Below are 24,526 nucleotides of genomic sequence, written 5' to 3'. Positions count from 1 at the left end.
TCATGTCAGGACATTGGGGGCTGACCGTTGGAGGCTGAGGTGCCACCATCCACGGCGACCGTCGCACCCGTAACAAACCCAGCCTCCGGGCTGGCCAGAAACACGATCACCGGCGCCACATCCTCGGGCTCACCCAGTCGGCCCAGTGTCGTACGTTCGATGAAACGCTTCGCCTTTTCCGGATCCTCGACCAGCGCCTTGCCCATGGCCGTGCGGCACAACCCCGGATTGACCGCATTGACGCGGATTCCATACTTTCCCAGATCCAGCGCCAGCGAGCGCGTCAGATTGACCGCACCACCCTTAGCCGCGTTATAGGCCGGGCAATTCCAGTCCGCGCCCATACCGGAAATCGAAGCCACATTGACGATATTGCCCTTCGTCTTCTTCAGATGCGGAATGGCTGTCCGTGAACAGTAGAAAATGCTGCTCAGATCGGTACCGATGACCCGGCTCCAGGTCGCATTGTCAATCTCGTCCGGCTGCCCGGGAACGGCGATGCCTGCGTTGTTAACCAGCACATCAAGCTGCCCGAAATGCCCGATGGCACGGCTGAACATCTGCTCAACCGCTTCCGGATCAGACACGTCGCATGTGATGGCAAGAGCGTTTTCGGCGAACTGCTCCGCAACCGATTTCAGTGTCTCCGCATCCTTGTCCACCAGAACGACACTGGCGCCTTTTTCGTGAAACCGTGTCGCCGTTGCCTTGCCAAAGCCCGAAGCGGCTCCGGTGACGATTACGGTTTTGCCTGCAAAGTCCTTCACGGACATGCTCCCCTGTCTGTTGCATCGGACAGGAAAACGATGCTGCGTCTTCCTGCTTACGCCATTACAAGACGCTTCACGCAGGCCGGGTTCTGTGCTGTCAGGGTTCTTGACCGGGGAATGTCCAGATATTCATCTATGGTGAACTCAGGCCTGCCAGACCGAAAGAAATCCATGACCAGAGCCCCGCGCATGATCCAGTCCATCGAACGTTCTGCCGCGATCCTTGAGATCATCGCGCAGGAAGGCGGAGGAGCACGGCTTCAGGATATCGCGGCAATTTCAGGCATCGGAAAAACCACGGCCCACAACATCCTCCAGACGCTCACGCAGCTCGGCTACGTCCAGCGTCGGCCGGGAGACATGCGTTATCATCTGGGGGGCCGCGTCCTGAACCTTTCCCGCATTGCCGGGGACGATCACGTCCTGCGCACGCGGACGCGTCCCGCCCTTGAAGCCATTGCGAAAGACAGCGGTGCGACGGTGTTTCTCGGCGTGCCAAGCGGCGATAAGGTCACCTATCTCGACATTCTCAATCCCCGTGATCCCGACATGGCTGCCGCACTGATGCAGGAACGCGAGACGCTGGAAGGCTCGGCAGTGGGGCTGGTCTTTCTTGCCTTTGTGCCCGGTCTGGGTCGACGCGTTCTCAGTACCCGCACCCATGCCCTCGATGGAGACAGCCTCAGCCGCATCGAGGATGTCAGGATCAAGGGATACTCCCTCGACCTCGAGACATTCCGTCCCGGCTGGAATGCCGTCGCCATTCCCTGGCGCGAGAACGGCGAAGTCCGAGCGAGCATCTGCGTCAGCGGACCAGCCGAAACCCTTCCCCGTCATCGCCTGATCCATCTGGGCTGGATGATGATGAAGCAGGTTGAAAAAGCGCAGGTTCAACAATGCTGGACAAATTGATTTTTCACGAATTTGCCAATTTCATCCTCTGACAACACCGATAATCTCCGCCATTTCCTCCGCGAAACAGGCCGAAACCATGAAACTTTCCATCGCCACCACCATGCTGGATGCTTCCCATGCCGAGGCGGCACGACTGAATGTCGCCGTCTGCATCTCCATCCTTGATGAAGGTGCCTGGCCCATGGCCATGATCCGCATGGACGGAACCCCTCTGGGCGCCATTGAGGTCGCTACCAAAAAAGCCCGCACCTCCGTCCTGTTCCAGATGGACAGCGCCGATTTTGCCGAGGTCGGCAGCCCCGGCGGTAAAGCCTATACGCTCGAAAACACCAATGGCGGTCTCACGAGCTTCGGTGGTGGCGTGGTGCTGAAAGCCGCAGACGGTTCCATCCTTGGTGCCATTGGCGTATCAGGCGCCAGCGTGGATGAAGACATCGCCATAGCGCGTGCCGGCGCTGCTGCGCTCAGCACCTGATCTGACATCCCATCAATGGTCCCCTCCCATGACGACTGACACCATGACCGCGCCAGACGCCACGATACAGATTTCCGCGCCGCACGGCCGGACAGCCGCCCTCCTTACCCTTACCTTCGGCACGTTCGTCGTCGGAACTGGTGAGTTCGCCATCATGGGCATGCTGCCGGAGTTCGCCCATTCCCTGGGCCTGTCCCCCGCCGAGGCCGGATATGCCATCACGGCCTATGCGCTCGGCGTGGTCATCGGCGCCCCGCTCATCACGATCCTCGGTGCGCGACTGTCACGGCGGGAACTGCTCCTGCTGCTGCTGATCCTGTTCTGCTTCGGAAACATGCTCAGCATCGCCATGCCAACGCCCGGACTGGTTGAAGTCGCACGCTTCATCACCGGCCTGCCCCACGGGGCGCTGTTCGGGATTTCGGCACTGGTCGCCGCTTCCATGGTCGAACGATCGAGGCGTGGCTGGGCGGTCGGGCGCGTGCTGTCCGGTATTGCGATCTCAACCCTGATCGGCGCGCCTTTCTCGACCTTTGCCGCCAACCATTTCGGCTGGCAGATGGCCTATCTGATCATCGGGATCTTCGGATTCGTGACGTTTCTTGGCGTCTGGCGCTACATCCCGGCCGACACCCCCAACCGCAAAAACTCGCCCCTGCGGGAAGTGACCGCCATCGGCAATACGCAGGTCCTGCTGACCCTCCTGACGGCCGCCATCGGCTTTGGCGGCATGTTCGCGATCTACACCTATCTGACCAGCGTGCTTCAGAACGTCACACATGTTCCGGAATGGCAGGTCATGCTGTTTATGGTGATCTGGGGCTTCGGGATGCTCGCCGGGGCCAATATCGGCGCCTGGATCGTAGACCGGAACCTCGATATCGCGGCTCTTCTGGCGCTTGCGGGCAGTGCCGTGGTCATGATGGCCTTCCCCATGCTGCTCCATAACGGTCCGGCGCTGATGGTGGATGTTTTTCTGGTCCCAGCCTTCGTAAATGCCCTTGGTCCAGCGCTTCAGACCCGCCTGATGGATTTTGCGGGCGATGCGCAGACGCTGGCCGCTTCGCTGAACCATTCCGCGTTCAACATCGCCAATGCGCTGGGGGCCTCGCTGGGAAGCGTTCTGCTGGCCCACCAGCTCGGCTATGGCTCACTCGGCTTCGGTGGGGCGATCCTCTCGGCGTCCGGACTGCTCGTCTATCTTCTCGCAATGCTGGTGCTCAGGCGGAGCGGACAGATCGAAACCCGCGGCGCAATCGACTGAGCGTCGCACAACCGGATCAGTAGTACATGCTGCTCCCATGTCTTGGAGGAGACAGCAGCATTCCAGCGGGACGTCCGCTGCGGATGGGATCTCCGGTCGAAGGCGGAGCAGGCGGTTTCGGGGGCTGGTTGTACGCCTGACAGCCAGCAAGACTGCACAGCAGGCAACAGCCTGACAGGAACTTCCTCAACATCCGCCTTCCTTTGCAAAGCGCATAAAAAAAGCCGGGAAGGTGATCCTTCCCGGCTTTTTTCTTATTCGAGCCCCAGATCGTGGCCCGCAGAGCGAAGCACCTCAATCCCCGGAAGGATCTTGCCCTCCAGCCATTCGAGGAAAGCCCCGCCTGCCGTAGAAACATAGGTCATCTTGTCCACAACGCCGGCATGACGCAGAGCCGAGACCGTGTCGCCACCGCCGGCGATCGTCTTGAGCTTGCCTTCTTCCGTAAGCTGCGCGGCATACTGCGCCACTTCGACGGTCGCCCTGTCGAACGGTGCGATCTCGAACGCACCGAGCGGGCCGTTCCAGACCAGCGTCTTGAGCGTGTCCAGACGGTCCCGGATCAGCTCGACCGTGCGCGGACCGGCATCGAGGATCATGGCATCATCCGGGACTTCACCGATCAGGCAGGTCTCGGTCGGGACATTGGCTTTGAACTCACGCGCCACAACCGCATCGACCGGCAGAACGATCTCACAGCCCTTTTCCTGTGCGAGATGGGCGATCTTGCGCGCCGTCTCGTGCATGTCGGCTTCCTGCAGGGACTTGCCCACATTCATGCCTTCAGCCGCCAGGAACGTGTTGGCCATCGCGCCCGTGATGAACAGCGTGTCCACCTTCTCGATGACATTCCCGATCAGATCGAGCTTCGTCGAGATCTTGGAGCCACCGATGATCGCACCAACCGGGCGCTCCGGGTTTTCCAGAGCGGCAGACAGGGCACTCAGCTCGGCCTGCATCAGACGCCCGGCGAAAGACGGCAGATCGCGCGCCACGCCTTCGGTCGAGGCATGGGCACGGTGCGCGGCCGAGAATGCATCATTGACGAAGATGTCGCCGTTCTGTGCCAGAGCCTTGGCGAACTCGGGATCATTGGCCTCTTCACCCGCATGAAAGCGCGTGTTTTCGAGAACGATGATATCGCCGTCGGCCATGGCACCCACAGCCGCTTCCACGGCCGGACCGACACAGTCGGCCACGAAACCGATCGGCTGGCCCAGGATCTGGCCAAGCTTCAGCGCGATCGGACGCAGGGACATGGCCGGAACAACCTGACCCTTGGGGCGGTCGAAATGGCTGAACACCACGACGCGCGCGCCCTTGTCGGCTAGTTCGCGGATCGTGGGGGCAACCCGCTGCAGACGGGTGTCATCAGTGATGACGCCGTCATGCATCGGAACGTTGAGGTCGGCGCGGACCAGCACGCGTTTGCCGCGTGCGTCCACACCATCAATGGTGCGGAAGGCCATCACTCAGAGACTCCCGAACAGGGCGGCCGTGTCGGCCATGCGGTTGGAGAAGCCCCACTCGTTGTCGTACCAGGCGCAGATACGCACCAGCTTGCCGCCATCGACCAGAGCCGTCTGCGTGGCATCAAACGTGGAGGATGCGACGTCATGGTTGAAGTCGGAGCTCACCAGCGGGGCCGTGTTGTAGGCCAGGATGCCCTTGAGCGGGCCTTCCGAAGCAGCGGCACGGACTGCCTCGTTCACGGCTTCGACGGAGGCCGGGGCGTTCTGGGGCACGAAGTCCAGCGAAACGAGCGAGACATTCGGCGTCGGCACGCGGATGGCGGTGCCGTCCAGCTTGCCTTTCAGATGCGGCAGGACCAGACCAACGGCCTTGGCAGCACCCGTGGAGGTCGGGATCATGTTGAGCGCGGCAGCGCGGGCGCGGCGCGGGTCCTTGTGCAGGGTGTCCACCGTGCGCTGGTCGCCCGTGTAGGAATGGATCGTGACCATATAGCCACATTCGATTCCGAAGGCCTTGTCCAGAACGGACGCCACAGGGGCGAGGCAGTTCGTGGTGCAGGACGCGTTGGAGATGATCTTCATGTCCGGCGTGAGGACATCGTTGTTCACGCCGTAAACGATCGTCGCATCAACATCCGTTGCCGGAGCGGAAATCAGGACGCGCTTGGCACCGGCTTCCAGCAGGGCAGACGCCTTCTCACGGGACGTGAACAGACCCGTGCATTCCATCGCCACGTCGACGCCCTGGAAGGGCACCTGTGCCGGATTGCGCTCGGCGGAAACCTTGATCGGACCATAGGTGCGGCCATTGGCTTCGATGATCAGGGTGTTGCCCTCGGCGCGGACCGTTCCCGGAAGACGGCCGTGGACGCTGTCATGGGCCAGCAGATGTGCGTTGGCCTCGACCGAGCCCAGATCGTTGATGGCGACAACCTCAACATCCGTCCGTCCGCTCTCGATGATGCCACGCAGCACCAGCCGTCCGATCCGTCCGAAGCCGTTGATCGCGATTTTTACAGCCATGACCTGCCCTACTCCGTTCCTTGAAAACTCGGGCATCTTCCATAGCACCGCCACAGCGGAGCAACAGGGGGCATCAACAGTTTTTCATGAAGTTGACTCTATAATCTTGCTCAAAGCCTCCGTTCCTGCGACGGTTCCGCGCGATATGGCACCTTTTGTCCGACATTTCCGTTCGCCGCGGGGTCCTGTGCCCCGGTCCGCCCTCCTGATGGGAGGGCTGCTGCTGGCTGCGCCCCTGCTCTCGGGGTGCAAGCTGCTGGACCAGCGCACGTTCAACCCGAATGCGGGCAAGCCGCCTCACCCCTATATTCCGCCCGCGCCGCCTGCTCCGCCGCCGCATGCCCCGTTCCTATCGGTCTCCGAGGGAACCCCGGAATCCGAATATGGCCCCATCGTCGAGCGTGCTGCGAAGGCCGCCCTGTCACGCAAGCCGAACGTGCTTTTCACCGTGCAGGCCTTTGCCCCGCCACAGCCAACCCCCGACGCCCAGGCACAGGCCCTGACAGACGTGACCAACCATCTGGCCGCTCTGGTCGCAGCACATCTTGCCAAAGCCGGCGCCCAGCCCATCCAGATTGAAATGCACGCCACGACCGATCCGTCAGCCGCCAAGCCTTTCGTCCGCGTCGACGTCCGCTAAGGGTCAGAACAGCCGGGGCAAAAGCAGACCCAGCGCCAGACCGATTGCGAGCAGGATCAGCCCGTTGCGCAGACGTGTTCCGATCGGTGTCCGCTCCGGCACGACAGTCTGCGTCACGCTGTCACGCAGGGCGACCATTTCTTCCTGCTGCGCGCGGGCTTCTTCCTGTTCCTGCCAGACCCGGCCGCTCATGCGCCGGATGTAATGGCCGGCATCGGCAGGCGTTGTCGCGGCATGGTCCACGACGCGTTCCGCCAGGGTCCGGTTTGCCGTATGGCCCAGCCCCAGAACGCGATGCGCGGGACAGACGGCCAGCGCTTCCAGCACCTGCGGGTTTTCGAACACCACGAAATCGGACACGTCCCCGCCCCCGCGGATCAGGACGATGATGTCTTCCCGGCAGGTCCGGATCGCCTCCGCCAGACGGCCGGGATCATTCATGGCCGTGGGCAGGCTTCGTACACGTTCCGGACGGCAGGCCCCGCCGAGAGCCTGAAGGAAATCCTCAGCCACCAATGCGCTGGACGCCGCCGAGTGGATCAGCAGGAGCCGCGCATCAGGACGGGTGGGATAGGGATGAAACGCGCAGGGCAGCCCGCGCAGGACGTCCAGAACGGAACGCTCGACGCGCTCGACCTTCTGGCGGCCGGGATCGTGAAGCTCCACAGCCACGACTTCGAAGCGCAGGACGACCTGCCCGCGATACTGTCGGGCGCGCAGCATGCCGGTGAGATGGACATGATCGCCGGGGCCGACTTCCGCGCGCGCCAGAATGGATTTCTGTACTTCGAGAGCCAAGGTGGTCCCGAACTGCGGATCGGTCAGGGGAAGCTGGTAATATTTGGGATAGGAATTGGGCGCGGCATCGCCGAGCTGTCCCGCCACGACCAGCGGAAAGCCCCATTCATCGAAAGCGGCACAGATCTCATCCAGCCGGGCAGAGAACAGGTCCTGCACCTGGAGCGGAGAGAGGACTGTCAGTGTTGTTGTATCTCCCGCCGCGGAAGATGAGCGGGAGCGTCTCGGAAAAGCGTCCATTCGTTACCATATGGAGAAAGAACAAATGTTCTTACAGGGGGCTGACGCCCTCTCACGCGATTTTTTGCCTGTTTTTCAGAAGGTTGTGGGCTGGTGAGCCGATTTGATCCCGAAGAACTGTTTGAACGCCTTGCCCGGTCCCGGTTCCGCACCCGCTTTCATCTGGACGATCAGGCCCGACTCTATCTCGAAAACCGGGGCCTTAATGCCGTCATGGAACATGGCGCGGCTTTCATTGCCGAACGTCTGGCTCCGGCCTATCCGCCCCACGACGGCAAGCAGACGCCCATGCGCGGTCATCCGGTCTTTATCGCGCAGCATGCCACCGGTGCGTGCTGCCGGAGTTGCCTGTCCAAATGGCATGGCATGGCGCCGGGAAAGGAGCTGACGCCCGAACAGCAGGCGCAGATCCTGCTTGTGCTGCGAAGCTGGATCGAGCGCGATTTTGGACGGACCGTACCCAGCAGTCCCGCGCAGGGAGCGCTCTTCTAAGGGCTCAGTCTGGCTGACGGCGCGGCACGAACCGCTCCGCCAGGAAGATCAGCAGAAGTGCCGCAGCACCCAGTACGATCTGCGAGCGCGTTTCGGGCTGGATCAGCATGGCGACCAGCGTGCATCCGATCAGCACCAAGGCGGCATAGGCCTTCCAAGGCGATTCCGGCACAAGTTTCAGGCGTCCCGCCACGATCATGGTGTTGTTGAACACCATGAACCCGCCCGTGAGACTAACCAGAAGACCGAAGATCAGCGTCGGCGAGAGCACGGCCACAGCGGCGACCAGAATGGACGCAAACGCACTGACCAGAATGGCGCGGCGGGGGAGTTTCGTGGATGCATCCACCGTCAGAAACAATCCCGGCGCGGAGCCGGATTCCGCCAGTTCGTACAGGATGCGGGACGTTACATAGATCCCGGAATTGAGGCTGGAAAGCGCCGCCGTCATGACCACGACCGCCAGCGCCACATCTGCGAACGGGACATGCAGCCGGTGCAGCACCAGCAGGAACGGGGAATAACCCGACACCACATCGCTCCACGGCACCAGACACAGCACGAGCGCGATGGAGACGAGATAAAACCCGCCGATCCGCAGCGCGATGGAGCGCGTGGCGCGGACGATGTTCTGCTCGGTGTTGTCGGATTCAACGGCCGCAACGGTGGAGATTTCGCTGCCGCCCATCGAGAACAGGATGGTCGGGATTACGGCCAGAAGCGCCAGCCAGCCATGCGGCAGCAGGCCACCATGCGCGAACAGGTTGTCATGAACGGGAATGGGACGGCTCAGCAGCGCCCAGACGCCGATGCCGATGAAACAGACGATTGCCAGAACCTTGATAGCGGAGAACCAGTATTCGAACTCGCCATAGCCTTTGACGGACATGAGGTTCACGCCGGTCATCAGCGCCATGATGAGGATTTCGAGCACGGCATAGGGCAGCGGGATATAGGGGGCGAGCATCGTCGCCACTGCAATAACTTCCACGGCAATCGCGATGATCCAGGTCAGCCAATACGCCCAGCCGGCGACGAAGGCCGCGCGGTTGCCGAGCGCATACTGGATCTGCCGCAGGAACGACGCGCGGCCCGGCACTTTCAGCGCCAGATCGCGCATCATCAGGTTGACCAGGAACACCAGCGTTCCGGCGAGCGCATAGGACAGCAGCACCGCGGGGCCACCCAGCGAGAGTGCCGCGGACGCCCCGATGAAATATCCCGCCCCGATCACCCCTCCCAGGGCGATCATGACGACATGGCGCGTACGCAGACTGTGGGCAAGCTGGTCGGGCTGGCTCATGGACAAGGGGTTTCCTGCTGTGGACGGGAGAGGCGTTTTAAAAGAAGGACGCTTCAGACCGGAAGGTCCCTGTTGTCCGCCAGGGTTTCCATGGTCATGTACGAGGTGATGGCATCAAGCTCCACCTTGCTGATGATCTGCTGATAGACACGATCGAAATCGTTCATGTCGCAGGCCACCACCTTCAGAAGATAATCGTATTCACCCGCGATCCGATAAAAATCAACTATGTTCGGTATCGAACTGACCACCTTGCGGAATGTCTCGAACCATTCGCGCGAATGGTGGCGTGTGCGCATCAGCACGAACACCGTCAGGGTCAGGCCCAGAGCGGACGCATTGAGCCGCACCGTATCATGGGCGATCACACCGTCCTCGCGCAGGGCGTTCAGCCGCCGCCAGCAGGCATTCTGTGACAGGCCGACCTTCTCGGCGAGTTCACGCTGGGAGGGGGTGCCCTGCTTTTGCAGGATTCTCAGGATCGCCCTGTCCGTTTGATCGAGTTTTCTGGCCATATCGCTTTATATGACCACAAAAAGGATTTTTCATCCTCAAAAAAGGAGCGGTTTTCACTCTTTCCGTCGGTCTATCGTCTTTTCATCACGAGGGTCATCACGCAGGGCCATTACGGACGGGGGAAACATCGCGCCATGGAAACGATCGGCAATCTCGACAACAGCACCGCCATTCTCGAACAGTTTGAGCAGACGCTGCGCAATAACGGGCTGGCCGCGCTCGCCAAGGGTGTGATCGGGGATGGCGCGAAGTTCTCGACGCCGTTCGGTACGCAGTCCCTGCTCTATGCCGATTATGTTGCCTCAGGCCGTGCGCTGAAGCAGATCGAGACGTTCATCATGGACGAGATCCTGCCGTTCTACGCCAACAGCCATACCGAAGCGTCTTTCTGCGGTGCTTACATGACGCGCCTGCGCAACAGCGCCCGCGCCATGATCGCCCAGTTCTGCCATGCCCCCTCCCCCGATTTCACGACCATCTTCATGGGCAATGGCGCCACGGCCGGGCTGAACCGCCTTGTTCATCTGCTGGAAATCCCGGCCCTGTGCGAAGCCGGAAAGCGTCCGACCGTTTTCATCGGCCCTTACGAACATCACTCCAACATCCTGCCCTGGCGTGAGAGCGGTGCGGAGATCGTCGAAATCCCCGAGGCGGCCGAAGGTGGGCCGGATATGGGTGTCTTGGAACAGGCGCTGAAGGCCTGCCCGGTGGATCGGCTGAAGATCGGTTCCTTTTCGGCTGCGTCCAACGTCACGGGCATCCTGACGGATGTGAATGCGGTCACGGCCCTGCTCAAGCGTTACGGAGCGCTGTCCATCTGGGATTATGCCGGGGCCGGCCCGTACTGCCCGATCGACATGCAGCCCGGCACGCCGTTCGAAAAAGATGCGGTTGTCGTATCCTGCCACAAGTTCATCGGTGGCCCGGCAGCGTCCGGCGTGCTGATCGTGCGCAATGCGGCCATGCCCCGCACGACGCCAGTCCTTCCGGGCGGCGGCACGGTCCGTTTCGTCTCGCCCTGGAACCACGATTACACCGCGAACCTCGCCGCCCGCGAAGAAAGCGGCACGCCGAACGTGATCGGGGATATCCGCGCGGCGCTGGCGTTCATCGTCAAGGACGTCATCGGGGAGGCCTATATGGCGCAGCGCAATGCCGAACTGCGCGAGCGTGCCGTGAAGGCCTGGAGCACCAATCCGGCCATCGAGATCCTTGGCCATCCGACGGCCGATGCTCTTCCAATCTTCTCGTTCCGCATCCGCGACACGAAAAATGGCGGCTTCATTCACCAGCAGCTTTTCACGCGCATGCTGTCGGACCGTTACGGCATTCAGGTCCGCGGCGGCTGTGCCTGCGCGGGGCCATATGCACATCGGCTTCTGGGAATTGATGAAGATGAGTCCGGCCTGATCCGCAGCGCCATTCTTTCGGGGCAGGAAATCGAGAAGCCCGGCTGGACGCGCCTGAATTTCAGCGTACTGATGGATGACGGCAAGGTCGAGCGTATCCTGAACGCCGTCAATGAACTCGCCAGCAATCCCTGCGAGACGGCGGCGCAGTATGACTGTGATATCGCCACGGCACGTTTTCGCCCGAAGGCAGCGGCCTGAAACAGGCCGCGGACACAGTCTCAGAACAGATAGGCGATCTTCATGTAATAGGCGTTCGTTTCCGCCACGTTGCGGCCTTCGACGGAATGGGAATAGCGCGGCGTGATCGACAGGCGCTTGGTGACGTAGATCATCGCACCCACACCCAGCGCGGTCTCGCGGCTGCTCGAATTGGCGACCCAGAGGTTGGACGTGTTGTCATGCATGCCGCCGCTGTTCTGCCAGTCGAGCGAGAAGAACGGCTCAAAGCGTGACGAGGCTTTCCAGCTGAAACGCAGGTTCGTATAGAACACGTTGCCGGCTGAATAGCTGTGATCGCCATTGCGGTGTTTGGTCGAACTCACGACGCTGCCCAGATCGCCGTCGAAGCTGAAATGCTTCCATTCGTAGTCAAAGATGATGCTCGACAGGTTGGCCCAGTAATGCATCGCCATGGAATCCCGCGTGCCTGACGGGGTTTCCATGAAGGTCTGGATGCCGAGCGTACTGTGCTTGTTTGGCTTGAACCATCCGGCCGGGCCGACGATTGTCGTGCCCAGACCGCCCCAGTTCTGCCCGTTGGCGAGTGTATAGGCCTCGGACTGGATCAGCTCGAAGGCGAAGCTGACATGCGGGATGGCGTCGAAACTGCGGAAATGCACGTATTTCGTCATGCCGCTCCAGGTATGACTGCCGCCCCGCGCCCGGCGCTGTCCGCCACTGTCATAGACCGAACCGGCGGCGTTTCCGTCACCGTACTGCACGATCACGTTGAACGGTTTGAAGTCCACCGGAAGGTCGTATTCGTGAGGCCCGATGATGGCCAGTGGAATATCCGCGGCATGAGCGGCAAAGCCAGGAACGAGAGCGGCGGCAGGGAGCCAGACAGTCAGGGCACCAAAGCGCACTCCGAGCGTGAATTTGCGATGCATGACGTGAATTTCCATAGACATTAATAAGAGAGTGGAGCGTGCCCGCAGGGGACACGCTCCATCCGGGATCGGGACGATCAGTGCGCCTGTGCGCCCTGATCCCCGTCCAGGGAATAGGCGATGATATAATCACCGCTGCGGGTGCCAAGGCCCCCATGACCGCCTGCGGCGATCACAACATACTGCTTCCCGTCAATTTGATAGGACATCGGGGTCGCCTGTCCGCCTGCGGGCAGACGGTCCTGCCAGATGACGTTGCCGTTCGACATGTCAAAACCGCGCAGATAATCGTCGGCCGTGGCTCCCATGAAGGAGACGCCGCCCTTGGTCACGACACTGCCGCCGATGTTGTACATGCCGGTCGGAAGCGGAAGGTTATTATGCGTCCGGAAAGGACCCGTGTCGCGCGTGGTGCCGACAGGGTGCTGCCAGACGATCTTCTTCGTCACCAGATCGATGGCCGTGATCGTGCCCCAGACCGGTCCCTTGCAGGGGATCTCGAGCGGATTCAGCCACGGGCTGGTATAGGCGATGTACGGCGTACCGTAATCCGGGGATACGCTCAGAGCATCGCCCTTGGCTTCCGGCTTGTCACCCTGGCCGTTCCACTTCGGCAGGATACCGGCGTTCTCGGCCTTCTGACGATGCTCCAGACGGATCCGGAACGGCAGGTAGCTCGCATTGGCGATCAGCAGTTTGCGCTGCGGATCGATGGAGGCGCCCTGCCAGTCAACCACACCATAGAATGCCGGATAGACGATCGTCGTCTTGCCAACATGCGGCGGCGTGAACTGACCTTCGTAAGCGGACTGGCGGAACTGGATGCGTCAGATCATCTGATCCAGCAGCGTCGCGCCCCACATGTCGCTTTCCTTGAGGTCCGGCGGCGTCAGGGACGGCAGACCGACAGCGAAAGGCTGCGTCGGGGAGACATGGTCATCCGCTGCAACACCCGCGGTCGGAACCGGACGTTCCTCAACCGGGTAACCCGGAACCGGCTTGCCGGTACGACGGTCCAGAACGAAGAACTCACCGCGCTTGGTGGTCTGGATCAGAGCAGGAATGTTCTCGCCATTCGGACCCGGCAGATCAACCATGGACGGGCCAATGGCCAGATCCATGTCCCACAGATCGTGATGCACGGTCTGGAAGGTCCAGCGGCGCTCACCCGTCTCGATGTCGAGAGCGATCGTGGCACTGGAGGTTGCGTCGTCGAACGGACGGCGCGAGCCACCCCAGTTGTCCGGCGGGGAGTTGCCCATCGGCAGATAGAGCAGACCCAGATCCGGATCGGCCGTGTAAACGCCCCAGGCATTCGGCGTGTCACGCGTCAGCACGTCGTTCGGGCCGGGCTTCCAGTTTTCCGGATTGTGACCGGCATCCCAGGCCCATTCGATCTCGCCGTTGATCGGATTGAACGCGTGGATCGCACCGGACGGTTCGAAATTCGCCTGGTTATCGAAGATCCAGCCGCCCAGAACCACACGATCCTTCACCACCAGCGGCGGCGACGTCACGAAGTGGAAGCCATGCGGGACATGACCGAGATACTGGCGCAGGGAGATGAAGCCGTGCTCGCCGAAATCTTCGCAGGGTTTGCCGGTTTCGGCATCGACAGCCAGCAGACGCACGTCGCCAACCGGGGAGAAGATGCGCTTCTGGCAGGCCTTGGACACGTCAGGAGCCTGATAGTCGTCCGGCGCCTTGTAATAAGACACACCACGGCAGGCCAGATAGACGTTCGCAGCCAGGTCGGCGGCAGCCGGCTTGGGATCGAACTTCCACTTCACCTTGCTGGTCTTGGCATCGAGCGCCATGACCCAGTTATGCGGCGTGCACAGATAGAGCGTGTCATCGATCTTGATCGGGGTGACTTCGAGATTGAACTCATGACCCTGATCCGGTCCGGCAACCACACCTTCATCGGCCTTCTGGACGTCCCCCGTACGGGTCACCCAGGCGCGCTTGAGATGGCTGACATTCGCAGGCGTGATCTGCGCCAGCGGGCTGTAGCGATCACCACCCACCGTGCGACGATAGGCCGGCCAGTCGGCTTCCGGCGTGTCCTTGGCCGTCAGATCGGACTGACCCGTCGCCGCCATGCGGTCTGCGGGAAGCGTGCCGTCGATGGAGTAGGACGTGAAGCAGCTTGCGATGATTGCAACCATCGCAATGGCGGCAGAGCCGAGAAGCTCGCGCTTGTCCGAAACCCAGTTATGACCGGTGCGCCACACCCACGGCAGCAGCATCCAGGCTGCGATACCGACGAGCGTGAACAGACGGACTTCCAGACCCCAGATGTCGAAGCCGACCTCAAGGACGGACCAGATCGTTGCCACCAGCAGAAGGGCCGCATACAGGCGCGCACCCAGCAGAGGGGTCCGGAAGCTGAGACCAGCTGCCGCAAGCATCACGAGGCCCAGAAAGGCGTAGAACCACGAACCGCCGAGAATGAGGAGATATCCCCCTCCTCTCAGCAGGAAAAGCCCGACAAGTGCGAGCAGGATAGAGGTTAATGGAGACATTACCCTCTGGAGTGAAGCAGACATGACACCTCGTTCTTGTGAAAAACGAAAACCATTCCTTCTGAAATGATTTGTCTTTCCTGATCATCGGCGGAACGCGATACCGTTGGCGCTCCGTCATGGCTGTGACGGACGGGACAGTCCTGTTCGTGCGTCAGGAGTGGCACTGGGCGGCGCTTGCAAAAGCGCCGGCTTTCATGCCTGTTTCCCATCCGACCCACAGCACTGAACCGAAAAAGAGAGGAGTGTTGCGTTACCGATGGCCTGCAAAAACACACACCCGGCACGCAACGCTTCGCCTTTTCCAGAAATCGTCATTCCCGAATGTGTCAGCTACGGGCTATCCCGCATCGTTGAGCGCTCACCCGATTGTGACCGTCTGCGTCGCACCTGTCGCAATTCTGCGACAGTTTTTTGGCACTCGGTGCCGAATAATGCCGAATGCGGGGCCTCATGACGGCTACCGCTTCCCGCACCTGCCTGTCAGACTCATGAGCCCGGTGCTCCACAAATTACAATCTCGATCCGTCCGAACGCTGGGAAACCCATGTTCTCAGCCAGCCCGAACTGCGTTTTGTCAGTGGTCGCACGCAGCGCCTGATCCAAAGCGCGGTGCCGGAAATGCAGCGCCTGCATACGCTGGTTGACCCGCTGGATTTCACGGTCCTGCTGGCTGACCCCACAGGCATCGTCCTCTCCCGCCACACCCAGCGCAGCAAGCTCAGTGGCTGCCGGCGCTGGCGTTTTCAGGCAGGCGCGGTCTGGAACGAACAGAATGCCGGCACGAACGCCATTGGTACCTGCCTGCGGGAAGAACGCCCGGTCATGGTCGTCCATGACCAGCACTGGCGCCTGTGTTTCCGCAAACTGACGGGCATGGCGGTACCGGTCTACAATTCCATCGGGGAACTGGCAGGCGCGATCGACATCAGCTCATTCACAGCCGAGACCGTCCTGCCCGTCGCACCGCTCCTGATGGATGCCCTGCTGACAACGGCGCGGCGCGTGGAGGAGAAGCTGTTTCATGACCGCTTCCGGCAGGACATGATCGTCACACTTGGACCTTCAGCATCCTCGTCAGCAATGCTCGTTGCCCTGGACCGGGATGGTCATATCAGGGGGGCAACCCATGCCAGCCGCCAGCATATGAACTGGCCGGAGGGCGAACTGTTCGACCTTCCGGCGCTGTTGCCCCTGCTCGAAACACAGGAAGAACCCAGCTTCCGCAAAGCGGAGGCACAGGTCATCCGCTCTGCCCTCGTAACCGTGCATGGAAATGTCAGCGCGGCCGCACGCCTGCTGGGGGTGAGCCGCTCCACGCTTCATCGCAAAATCAGGGTGCTTGGTCTGGATCACTGAAGTCTGCCAGAGTCGCGGCGTAATCATCCGGACGGAATCCAACCAGCAGGACATCCCGGCCTTCGAGAACAGGCCGCCGGATCATCGCCGGATGCTCCAGCATGAGCGCCACCGCCCGCTCTTCATCAATATTGTCCCGAAGCTCCGGCGCCAGTCTGCGAAATGTTGTTCCTGTACGGTTCAGGAGCTTTTCCCAGTCCAGACGTCCAACCCAGTCTTCGAGCTGCGACCGATCCAGTCCATCCTTGCGATAGTCATGAAAAGTCACGGAAATCCCATGATCCGCCAGCCATGTCCGGGCCTTGCGCATCGTGTCGCAGCTGGCGATTCCATAGATTGTAAGAGTTGCGGTCATACGGTCTGTTCCCGGTCTGCAAGAGGTGTTTCCGACGGATGAACCGGCGGTCCTTCTCTTAAAGACATACCACTGCCTGCCTCACAAACTGATGAGGCCCTTCTTTGGTCAGTCACATTTTGTTGGAAAATCCAAAAAACACGTTGTTAATTTTTTTCTGAAGTGCATAGTTAACAAACTATTAACCACCTGTCGTGGAGCGGGCATACCATGAGCGAACAGACAGTGACATCTGGCCAGACGGTCAGCGGAACCACAATTTCCAGCGGCGATACCCTGATCATCGCTTCTGGTGGCACTGCAGTGGACACGACCGTTCCCGATGGGGGCAATCTTGACGTCCTCGGCGGCGGCGTCATTTCCGGTACCGCAATCTCCGGTGCAGCAGACACCGAAGACCAGAAGCAGTCCGTGATCGTCCGCAGTGGCGGGTCTGCCGTGGACACGACCGTGTTCCATGACCAGTTCATCGTCCTCAACGGCGCAACGGCTTCGGGCGTGGTCCTGAATGACGGCGGCATGACCGTCCAGGGCGATGGCTCCGCAACAGACGTCACCGTCAATTCGCAGGGCAACTACGCGGTCTATGTCGATGGCGGCACGATGACCAACACCGTCATCAACAATGGCGGCGGCATGGTCGAGTACAGCGACTCCGGTGATCACACCGGCAAGGGCGGCTCGTCCTACAACACGGTCGTCAACAGCGGCGGCTTCGACGTTGTGCTGAGCGGCAAGTCCGTCAACGAGACCGTCAACTCGGGCGCTTACGAGCAGCTTTATGCCAATGGCGTAGCCAGCAGCACGACCCTGTCCGGCGGCAAGCTCTATGACGCGGGTTCGGCTCTCGACACCACGATCAACGGCGGCACCCTGACGGTTGAAGCCGGTGGCAGCGCAACCGGCACCCAGAACACCAGCGGCTGGTCCGTCGTCGAAACCGGTGGCGTCACGAGTGGCGCTGTCATCAACGGCCGTGCAGCTTTCCAGAGCGTCGCTTCGGGCGCCGTGGACTCCGCCTCCTCCATCATCAACGGTGCCAAGGAATGGCTGGCCGGAACGGCCGTCAATGACGTGGTCTCCGGCGTTGGCGAACTGCACATCGCATCCGGTGCCGTCGCATCCAACACGGCTGTCAGCACGCACGGACATGAATATGTCAGCGCAGGCGCTGTCGCTTCGGGTTCGACCGTGTCCTATCAGGGCATGGAATTCGTGGACGGCATCTCGCAGAACGCCACGCTGTCCACCAACGGTCTCCAGATCGTTTACGCTGATGGCCTGGCCAACAATGCCACGCTGTCGACGGGTGCAGTCCAGTACGACAACGGCATCTCCCAGAACACGGTTCTGAACTCGGGCGGCGCCGAAGTTGTCGGCCAGTATGGTCTCTCCTTCGACACCACCATCAATAACGGTGGCACCGAGACGGTGAATGCCGGCGGCACGGGCGTCAGCGAAACCGTCAACAAGGGCGGCGTTGCAGACGTCCTGTCCGATGGTCGCACCTACAATACCAACGTGACCGGTGGTGTGGAGAAGGTCGAAGCCGGCGGACGCAGCGTCAGCACCAACCTGAAGAGCGGCAGCGAAGTTGTCAGCTCCAGCGGCCAGGCCATCCAGACCAACGTCAGCGGCGGTACCCTCGTGGACTCCGGCCTTGCGGACGGCACCGTCATTACGGGTGGCTCCATGACCGTCGCAAGCGGTGGCTTTGCCAACGCCACGACTGAAACCACGGGTAACATCACCGTTCAGTCCGGCGGTTCGACGGTTGGCACGCTTCTCAGCGGCGGCCAGGCTTTCGAGACGGTCCAGGCCGGTGGCGTTGAAAACGGCGCAACGGTCATCCGCGGTCATGAATGGGTGGCAGGATCGGCCTTCGGTGACAGCGCCACGACGCTCGGCAAGATCGACGTCCTCTCCGGCGGCTACACCAGCGGCAGCACAATCACGCGCCATGCTCACGAGACGATCAGCGCAGGCGGCACGGCCGTCGGCACTGTCCTCGACCAGCAGGGCATGGACTACGTGTATGGCGCCTCCATCAGTGCCACGGTCGAAGGCGGCAGCCAGCAGTTCATCAGCGCAGGCGGCACGGCCAGCGAGACGACGGTTGGCAGCGGTTCCGTCCAGTATGACGGCGGTCGCACCGATCACACCGTCCTGCAGAAGAACGCGTTCGAAACGGTTCTCTCCGGCGGCGTTGCTGACGAAACCACTGTGGCTTCCGGTGCCTGGCTGACAGTCGATGCCGGTGGCGAGATCGACGAGACGGTCCTTGCCGTCGGCGGCCATATCGACATCGACAGCTTGCAGTATGCCGGCGTGGCCAAGGCTGCCATAAACGGTGACACCCTCGTCGTCACGGAAGGCGCTGCGAGCTACACCATCGACCTCGAAGGCGATTATTCCGACTACCACGCCGAACTGACCGAAGACCGCGACGGCAGCACGGTTGTCACGCTCGCCAAGGGCAGCGAGATCTGCTTCCTGCCCGGCACGATGATTACGACGCCTTCCGGCACCGCGGCCGTCGAAGACCTGCGCATCGGCGACGAGGTTACGGCCTGGGTCGATGGCAGCCCCGTCAGCCGCAAGATCACCTGGGTCGGCAGCAAGCGCGTCCGTGCGCAGGGTGGCGCCTCGGCTGACCTCTCCGGTCATCCGGTGCGTATCCTCAAGGATGCGGTTGCCGCGAACGTGCCGAACAAGGACCTGCTGGTCACGCCGGAACACTGCCTCTTCATCGATGGCCGTTTCGTCCCGACCCGCATGCTCGTCAACGGCCGCTCGGTATTCTACGACCGCTCCATCAGCGTCTATGACTACTTCCACATCGAGACGGAAAACCACTCCGTCATCATGGCGGACGGCATGCTGACGGAGAGCTATCTCGACACGGGCAACCGTCGCAGCTTCACCCAGCACGGTGAAGTCGCAAGCCTCGGTGGCCGTCAGAAGAGCTGGGAACAGGACGCTGCCGCAGCCCTGACCGTGGACCGCGCAACGGTGGAGCCGATGTTCCGCCAGATCGCGGACCGCGCCATCGCTGCCGGTCTGGAAAGCCGTGAAGCTGCTGCCGAACTGACCCAGGATGCAGACCTGCATCTCGTGGCGGATAACGGTACGGTCATCCGTCAGAGCCGTGAGGCCGCTGGCCGGGTGATCTTCATGATCCCTGCCGAGGTGAGCGCAGTCCGCGTCGTCTCCCGCACGGCCCGTCCGTCCGAGACGGTTGGACCGTTCGTTGATGACCGTCGTGAACTGGGCGTTCTGGTCGGCGATGTCGTCCTGTACGACTCCCGCGCCACGCGCTCCATCACGTCGCATCTGACGCAGGCCGATCTGGATGGCTGGCAGGTTGCTGACGACGCCACCTGCCGCTGGACGGCTGGCAATGGCCTGCTGACGCTCGGTGAGCGTGATCAGGACAGCCTGGCCCTGCTCTCCATCGAGATCCGTGCCGCTGGCCCGTATCTCGCAGACAGCACAGTCGAGACTGCCGCGCAGTTCGCCTGATCCTTCAGGCTCCGCGGCGTTCCTTCACGGGATGCCGCGGGACAGAAAAAACCCGGGAGAGGCCTCGCCTTTCCCGGGTTTTTTCATGCCTGCCGCAACAGCGCCGGATCAGTTGTTCCAGCGGACACCGGCGAGCGGCTTCTCCAGCCTGGAGATCGGCTTGATGGTCCGGCAGTTGCCGCGCGGTTTGACGCCCTTGAGCAAGCTGAGGGCGAAGGGCACGGAATCATCGGCCGAAACATTGACCGCACCGTTATGGGTCAGGCCGGGATACTGCTTCCAGGTCACGGGCGTTCCGGCGTCGCACATCGCCGCGACCGCATCGTACTGCTGGGACACGCCGGCCTCGTCATCCGCAAGTCCCGTTCCCACGAAGACCGGCATTTTCAGATGCGCATCCGGGATGGTGAAGGCCGTATCGAAGCCCTGTTCCAGCGGCGAGCGGTCGCCGGTGAAGACGTTCTCTTCCGTCATGTCATGGGCGTTGGTGTATTTGAACAGATCACCCAGGCAGGACTGACGGGCCTGATGGGAGAGCTCTTTTCCCTTCTCCGTCATGAACTGCCGCACATCCGCTTCCGGATGCAGGCTGGTCATGGAGCCTTCGACAGTCAGGATGCCATAGGACGCCGACATGTGCGGGGATTCCGGATTGTCCCGCGTGATCTGCGGGTGGGCCGTGTTCGCCGGAACATGGAACGCGATCACGACGCCCGTCGCCACCGTGCCCAGAACATGCAGGTCCGGCGCGTATTGCGGAGCGAGCCAGCCGGTTCCGAGAGCTGCTCCGCCACCTTGCGACTGCCCGACAAGGACGATCTGGTTGCGCAGCGTGCCCTTGTACTGCTGAAGCGAGGCCCGCAGCCCGTTCAGGACGCTATAGCCTTCGGGGCGATACATCAGATACGGATGCGGCCCCGGCGTTCCCAGACCCTGATAATCACTGGCGACCACGGCAAAGCCTGCGGCCAGCCAGCGGTCCAGATAGGCCCGGTCCCGCGAGAAATAGCCACGCCATGAGGGCGCACAGATGTCAGCAATGCCGGTCGTGCCATGTTCCCAGGCCACGATCGGCCAACCACCTTTGGGCGGCGTACCCTTCGGGAAGATGATCTGCCCGGAGACGGCCACCGGCGCAGGCTCGCCGACACCGCTGACGGATGTGTAAAGCGTGCGGACAGCCAGACCGGCATTGTCCGGCAGGTGCTTGCCTTGGATTTCCTCAGTGCGGATCATGTTGCCCGGCCCCGCCGGAAGCTGCGCCGGCGGCTGATAGAAGGCGCTGACGCCACCATCGCCATGCGGACGGTCCGGCTCGACTACTGCGATCTGCTGTTTCGGTGCAGGCTGCGGCGTGGCGCAGGCGGCGAGCGTTCCCAGTGCGCTGGCACACAGGAAAAGACGGGCAGGAAACTTCATGAGGCTCTCCAGCGGATGGGAAGGATGTCGTTGAAGGTCAAAGGCTTACTGGCCGAGGGCAACGCCGTCGCGATGCGGATCGCCCCAGCCGGTGAGCCCGTCCGGGCCAATGGTGATGGCCTGCACGGCGGCATTCATCACGGCAGCATGCGGGTGATGGCCCATGCTCTCAAGCGCGGTTTTCAGTTCGGCAGCTGACGTGCCGTGTTCCAGCTCTTCCGCGCGGTTCTGCGCGCCGATACGCGGCTGTTCGATGGCCGTGCGGATATTCTGCCCCCAGGCGAGATGGCCGACCAGCGTCTGCACCACGGAATCAATGATCCGCGCGCCACCGCCAGCGCCCACGATCACTTCAGGCTGGCCATCCGCGCCGAATACGATCGTCGGCGCCATCGTCGTGATGGGGCGCTTGCCGGGGGCCGCGATATTGGCGACCGGCTGCCCGTCCACGACAGGATGCGTCGCGAAATTGGTAATTGCGTTGTTGAGCACGACGCCGTCCACCATGATATCCGCGCCGAAGTTGAGATTGATGGTCGTGGTGAAGGACAGCGCGTCTCCGGCAGCATCACGGATGGAAAGATGCGTCGTGGCGGGCACTGTCATGGCGTCCGAAACCGGAAGGCTGGCCAGACGGTTCTTCAGCACGCCCGGGCGCACCTGTCCTGCGGCTTCTCCCGTCGAGACGAGAGCCGCACGCGCGTCCAGATAGGCCGGGCTCAGCAGTTCGTCCGTTGCAACGGGCGTGTAGTCGGGGTCGGCGGCGTATTTGCGGCGGTCGGCTTCTGCCAGACGCGAGGCTTCGAGCAGAAGATGCGCGGCCTCGACGCTGCCGGGGCGGTACTGGCCGATCTTGAGACGATCGAGGATCGCAAGCTGCTGGAGCACGGACAGTCCACCCGCAACCGGCGGGGCAGCGGAGCAGATGCGACGGCCAAACGCCTCGACACAGAGCGGCGCACGCTCACGGACCTTGTAGGACGCGAGATCCTTCGGCGTGATGTGCCCCGGATAGGGTCCTGTCGCTACGGCAGCGGAAATCTTCCGGGCGAAAGTGGGGCTGTAGAAATAGTCCGCGCCCTTTTTGGCCACCTGCGTCAGCGTCTCGGCCAGCGCCGGATTGTGCAGGATCGTGCCTTTGGGTAGCGGGTGACCGTCTGCATTGAAATAAGCCTTGAAGCTGGCTTTCTGCGCCAGTTCCGGGCGTTCCGTCAGGACGAGATGCAGATAGCCGGGCATCGCATAACCGTCACGGGCCGTAGCAATGGCAGCCTGAAACAGGTCGGCCCAGGGAAGCTTGCCGTAACGTTTGTGCAGAAGTTCCAGCGTCCGCAGCGTGCCCGGGACGGCGACGACGCGCCCGCTGCGCTCCAACAGAGCGTGGGGAATGGCGTGCCCGTCCGCGTCATGCGCGTAATCCTGCGGCACGATGGCAGGAGCGGCGGCCAAACCGTCATAGAACGAGAGCTTTGCAGCGCCCTTGTCCCAGTACAGGATCGTGGACCCGCCCCCCAGACCCGAGGCCTGCGGTTCGACCACGGCCAGCACCATCTGCGCCGCGATGGCGGCATCGACCGCGCTGCCGCCGCGGCGGATCACATCCATCGCGGCCTGCGAGGCCAGCGGATTGGCTGTGGCAGCCATGGAGGTCGTGGCCGTGCTGGGCTGCGCGACCGGAGCCGGACTGACTGCCGCATGATCCGTCTGCGCACATCCGCCCAGCGCCAGTGTCTGCACCAGTCCCATCATGCCGAACACTCCGCACAGGCTGACCCGGCGCCGGCTGAAAAGACGGTCGCGAGCCAATGGACGGGATGCAGGAAATGCTCTGGAATGCATGATGCAGCACATACTTTCATGGTCGGAACGGAAAACATCGTAACAGGATCGTTACGGCCTTCAATCGCCCCGATAAATGCTGCTATGATGGAAACATTATCAACCAACGGTTTACAATGAACGTTTTTCAGGCCATGACCACCTTTATGGCGGTCGTCGAGACAGGAAGCATGACCGCCGCCGCAGAACGCTGCGGAATTTCCCCCACAATGGTGGGCAATTACGTGCGCCTTCTGGAAGAACGACTGGGCACAAGCCTGCTACGCCGTACCACGCGCCGGCAGAGCCTCACGGCGTTCGGAGCCGTCTATTTCGAGAAATGCCAGTCCATTCTCAAACTTCTGGATGAAACCGAACATCTGGCACAGGCCGCGCAGACCCTGCCCTCCGGAACCCTGCGCGTTACGGCTCCTGTCACTTACGGCACCCAGAGCGTCACACCCTGTCTGGCGCGGTATCTGGCCGAAAATCCGTCCGTGGATGTTGATCTGGTGCTGACGGAACGCAGCGTGGACCTGACGCATGAGAAGTTCGATATCGCCATCCGTCTTGGCGTGCCGGAACCGTCCTCGCTTATGTGCCGGCGGCTGACGGATTACCGCATGACGCTGTGCGCCTCCCCGGAGTATCTCGACCGTCGGGAAGAGCTTCTGGTGCCGCAGCAGCTTGCGACGCATGATGCGCTGGCCTTTGCCTACACGTCGTCATCGCCCTGGCACTGGGCTCGGCATGAGTGGCATTTCGAAAGCCCCAAGGGCCGCGTGGCAGTGGAAATGCGCCGGCGCGGCCTGTTCAACAGTACACAGGCCATGCGCCGCGCCGCTCTGGGAGGGCTTGGCGTGGCGATGCTCCCGACGGATCTGGTGCAGGAAGACCTGAAAGCCGGAACCCTTCAGTCGCTCCTTCCGGACTACACCCTACCCTCACGGCCGATCTAGAGGTGGTCCCCATTTTTCGGACAGGGCAATAAGCTATAATCCGACCTGAGAGAGGACGGGTTTTATGGGCAAGGTTACGCGCAAGAGGTATGCGGCGGAGTTCAAATCACGGGTTGCCCTGGAGGCGATCCGTGGGGAAC

The 24,526-nt window shown here is 61.9% G+C and carries 19 protein-coding genes and 1 pseudogene; 9 read left to right on the top strand and 11 right to left on the bottom strand.

The features are described from left to right. Nucleotides 1-5: 5 nt before the first annotated feature. Nucleotides 6-767 (bottom strand): meso-2,3-butanediol dehydrogenase, encoded by a 762-nt coding sequence (locus tag HKD24_RS11015; RefSeq protein WP_322783310.1) that lies wholly within the window; start codon nt 765-767, stop codon nt 6-8. Nucleotides 768-941: 174 nt separating this feature from the next. On the opposite strand from HKD24_RS11015, the gene HKD24_RS11010 reads away from it, so the two are divergent. The 3 genes from HKD24_RS11010 (at nt 942) to HKD24_RS11000 (ending at nt 3,424) form a co-directional block, all read left to right on the top strand. Further along, nucleotides 942-1,682 (top strand): IclR family transcriptional regulator, encoded by a 741-nt coding sequence (locus tag HKD24_RS11010; RefSeq protein ID WP_194260320.1) that lies wholly within the window; start codon nt 942-944, stop codon nt 1,680-1,682. A gap of 79 nt (nt 1,683-1,761) precedes the next feature. Then, a complete protein-coding gene (locus HKD24_RS11005; protein WP_194260319.1) occupies nt 1,762-2,160 on the top strand; it encodes a GlcG/HbpS family heme-binding protein in 399 nt (132 codons plus the stop codon). Between the two features lie 28 nt (nt 2,161-2,188). After that, complete coding sequence (locus HKD24_RS11000) at nt 2,189-3,424, top strand: MFS transporter (protein WP_194260318.1); 1,236 nt, start codon at nt 2,189-2,191, stop codon at nt 3,422-3,424. A 254-nt stretch (nt 3,425-3,678) separates the two neighbouring features. Here HKD24_RS11000 and HKD24_RS10995 read toward each other — a convergent pair whose 3' ends face one another. Both HKD24_RS10995 and gap read right to left on the bottom strand, forming a co-directional pair. Beyond that, on the bottom strand, nt 3,679-4,893 hold the full coding sequence (locus tag HKD24_RS10995) for a phosphoglycerate kinase (RefSeq protein WP_194260317.1): 1,215 nt from the start codon (nt 4,891-4,893) through the stop codon (nt 3,679-3,681). Nucleotides 4,894-4,896: 3 nt separating this feature from the next. Beyond that, nucleotides 4,897-5,919 carry a type I glyceraldehyde-3-phosphate dehydrogenase gene (gene gap / locus HKD24_RS10990; protein WP_194260316.1) on the bottom strand — a complete coding sequence of 341 codons (1,023 nt, stop codon included), beginning with the start codon at nt 5,917-5,919 and terminating at the stop codon, nt 4,897-4,899. Nucleotides 5,920-6,106: 187 nt separating this feature from the next. Here gap and HKD24_RS10985 point away from each other — a divergent pair, with 187 nt between their 5' ends. Beyond that, complete coding sequence (locus HKD24_RS10985) at nt 6,107-6,559, top strand: hypothetical protein (RefSeq protein ID WP_322783309.1); 453 nt, start codon at nt 6,107-6,109, stop codon at nt 6,557-6,559. A gap of 3 nt (nt 6,560-6,562) precedes the next feature. Here the strand turns inward: HKD24_RS10985 and HKD24_RS10980 are convergent, their stop codons facing one another. Beyond that, nucleotides 6,563-7,597, bottom strand: coding sequence for an exodeoxyribonuclease VII large subunit (locus HKD24_RS10980; protein ID WP_194260315.1), 1,035 nt, complete (start codon nt 7,595-7,597; stop codon nt 6,563-6,565). 93 nt (nt 7,598-7,690) lie between these two features. On the opposite strand from HKD24_RS10980, the gene HKD24_RS10975 reads away from it, so the two are divergent. Beyond that, a complete protein-coding gene (locus tag HKD24_RS10975) occupies nt 7,691-8,089 on the top strand; it encodes a DUF4186 domain-containing protein (RefSeq protein ID WP_194260314.1) in 399 nt (132 codons plus the stop codon). A 4-nt stretch (nt 8,090-8,093) separates the two neighbouring features. Here the strand turns inward: HKD24_RS10975 and HKD24_RS10970 are convergent, their stop codons facing one another. After that, the gene (locus HKD24_RS10970) at nt 8,094-9,392 is read right to left on the bottom strand and encodes an amino acid permease (protein WP_024716563.1); all 1,299 of its coding nucleotides are present in this window, start codon (nt 9,390-9,392) and stop codon (nt 8,094-8,096) included. 53 nt (nt 9,393-9,445) lie between these two features. Next, on the bottom strand, nt 9,446-9,907 hold the full coding sequence (locus HKD24_RS10965) for an Lrp/AsnC family transcriptional regulator (RefSeq protein WP_194260313.1): 462 nt from the start codon (nt 9,905-9,907) through the stop codon (nt 9,446-9,448). A 135-nt stretch (nt 9,908-10,042) separates the two neighbouring features. Here HKD24_RS10965 and HKD24_RS10960 point away from each other — a divergent pair, with 135 nt between their 5' ends. Further along, nucleotides 10,043-11,518, top strand: coding sequence for an aminotransferase class V-fold PLP-dependent enzyme (locus HKD24_RS10960; protein WP_194260312.1), 1,476 nt, complete (start codon nt 10,043-10,045; stop codon nt 11,516-11,518). A 20-nt stretch (nt 11,519-11,538) separates the two neighbouring features. Here the strand turns inward: HKD24_RS10960 and HKD24_RS10955 are convergent, their stop codons facing one another. Together HKD24_RS10955 and HKD24_RS10950 are read right to left on the bottom strand one after the other, a co-directional pair. Continuing rightward, nucleotides 11,539-12,429, bottom strand: coding sequence for a transporter (locus HKD24_RS10955; protein ID WP_194260311.1), 891 nt, complete (start codon nt 12,427-12,429; stop codon nt 11,539-11,541). A gap of 77 nt (nt 12,430-12,506) precedes the next feature. After that, nucleotides 12,507-14,978, bottom strand: a pseudogene (locus HKD24_RS10950) (membrane-bound PQQ-dependent dehydrogenase, glucose/quinate/shikimate family). Between the two features lie 597 nt (nt 14,979-15,575). On the opposite strand from HKD24_RS10950, the gene HKD24_RS10945 reads away from it, so the two are divergent. Next, nucleotides 15,576-16,313 (top strand): helix-turn-helix domain-containing protein, encoded by a 738-nt coding sequence (locus tag HKD24_RS10945; RefSeq protein WP_228124339.1) that lies wholly within the window; start codon nt 15,576-15,578, stop codon nt 16,311-16,313. On the opposite strand, the gene HKD24_RS10940 is transcribed toward HKD24_RS10945, so the two are convergent. After that, nucleotides 16,288-16,668: an ArsC family reductase gene (locus HKD24_RS10940; protein WP_194260310.1), complete on the bottom strand. Its 381-nt coding sequence runs from the start codon at nt 16,666-16,668 to the stop codon at nt 16,288-16,290. The two genes, HKD24_RS10945 and HKD24_RS10940, sit on opposite strands and share 26 nt — an antisense overlap. A 210-nt stretch (nt 16,669-16,878) precedes the next feature. Here HKD24_RS10940 and HKD24_RS10935 point away from each other — a divergent pair, with 210 nt between their 5' ends. Beyond that, entirely contained in the window at nt 16,879-20,190 is a 3,312-nt protein-coding gene (locus HKD24_RS10935; protein ID WP_194260309.1) for a Hint domain-containing protein, read from the top strand. Nucleotides 20,191-20,298: 108 nt separating this feature from the next. Here the strand turns inward: HKD24_RS10935 and HKD24_RS10930 are convergent, their stop codons facing one another. After that, nucleotides 20,299-21,609 (bottom strand): lipase family protein, encoded by a 1,311-nt coding sequence (locus tag HKD24_RS10930; protein WP_194260308.1) that lies wholly within the window; start codon nt 21,607-21,609, stop codon nt 20,299-20,301. Between the two features lie 45 nt (nt 21,610-21,654). Continuing rightward, nucleotides 21,655-23,358, bottom strand: a complete 1,704-nt coding sequence (gene ggt / locus HKD24_RS10925; RefSeq protein ID WP_194260307.1) for a gamma-glutamyltransferase — start codon at nt 23,356-23,358, stop codon at nt 21,655-21,657. A 224-nt stretch (nt 23,359-23,582) separates the two neighbouring features. Between ggt and HKD24_RS10920 the strand changes: the two genes are divergently transcribed. Next, nucleotides 23,583-24,386: a LysR family transcriptional regulator gene (locus HKD24_RS10920; RefSeq protein ID WP_265589068.1), complete on the top strand. Its 804-nt coding sequence runs from the start codon at nt 23,583-23,585 to the stop codon at nt 24,384-24,386. The last annotated feature ends 140 nt before the right edge of the window (nt 24,387-24,526 follow it).

This window comes from Gluconobacter vitians (assembly GCF_015244565.1).
GTDB lineage: Bacteria > Pseudomonadota > Alphaproteobacteria > Acetobacterales > Acetobacteraceae > Gluconobacter > Gluconobacter vitians.
This window is presented reverse-complemented; position numbering and strand designations above follow the sequence as displayed.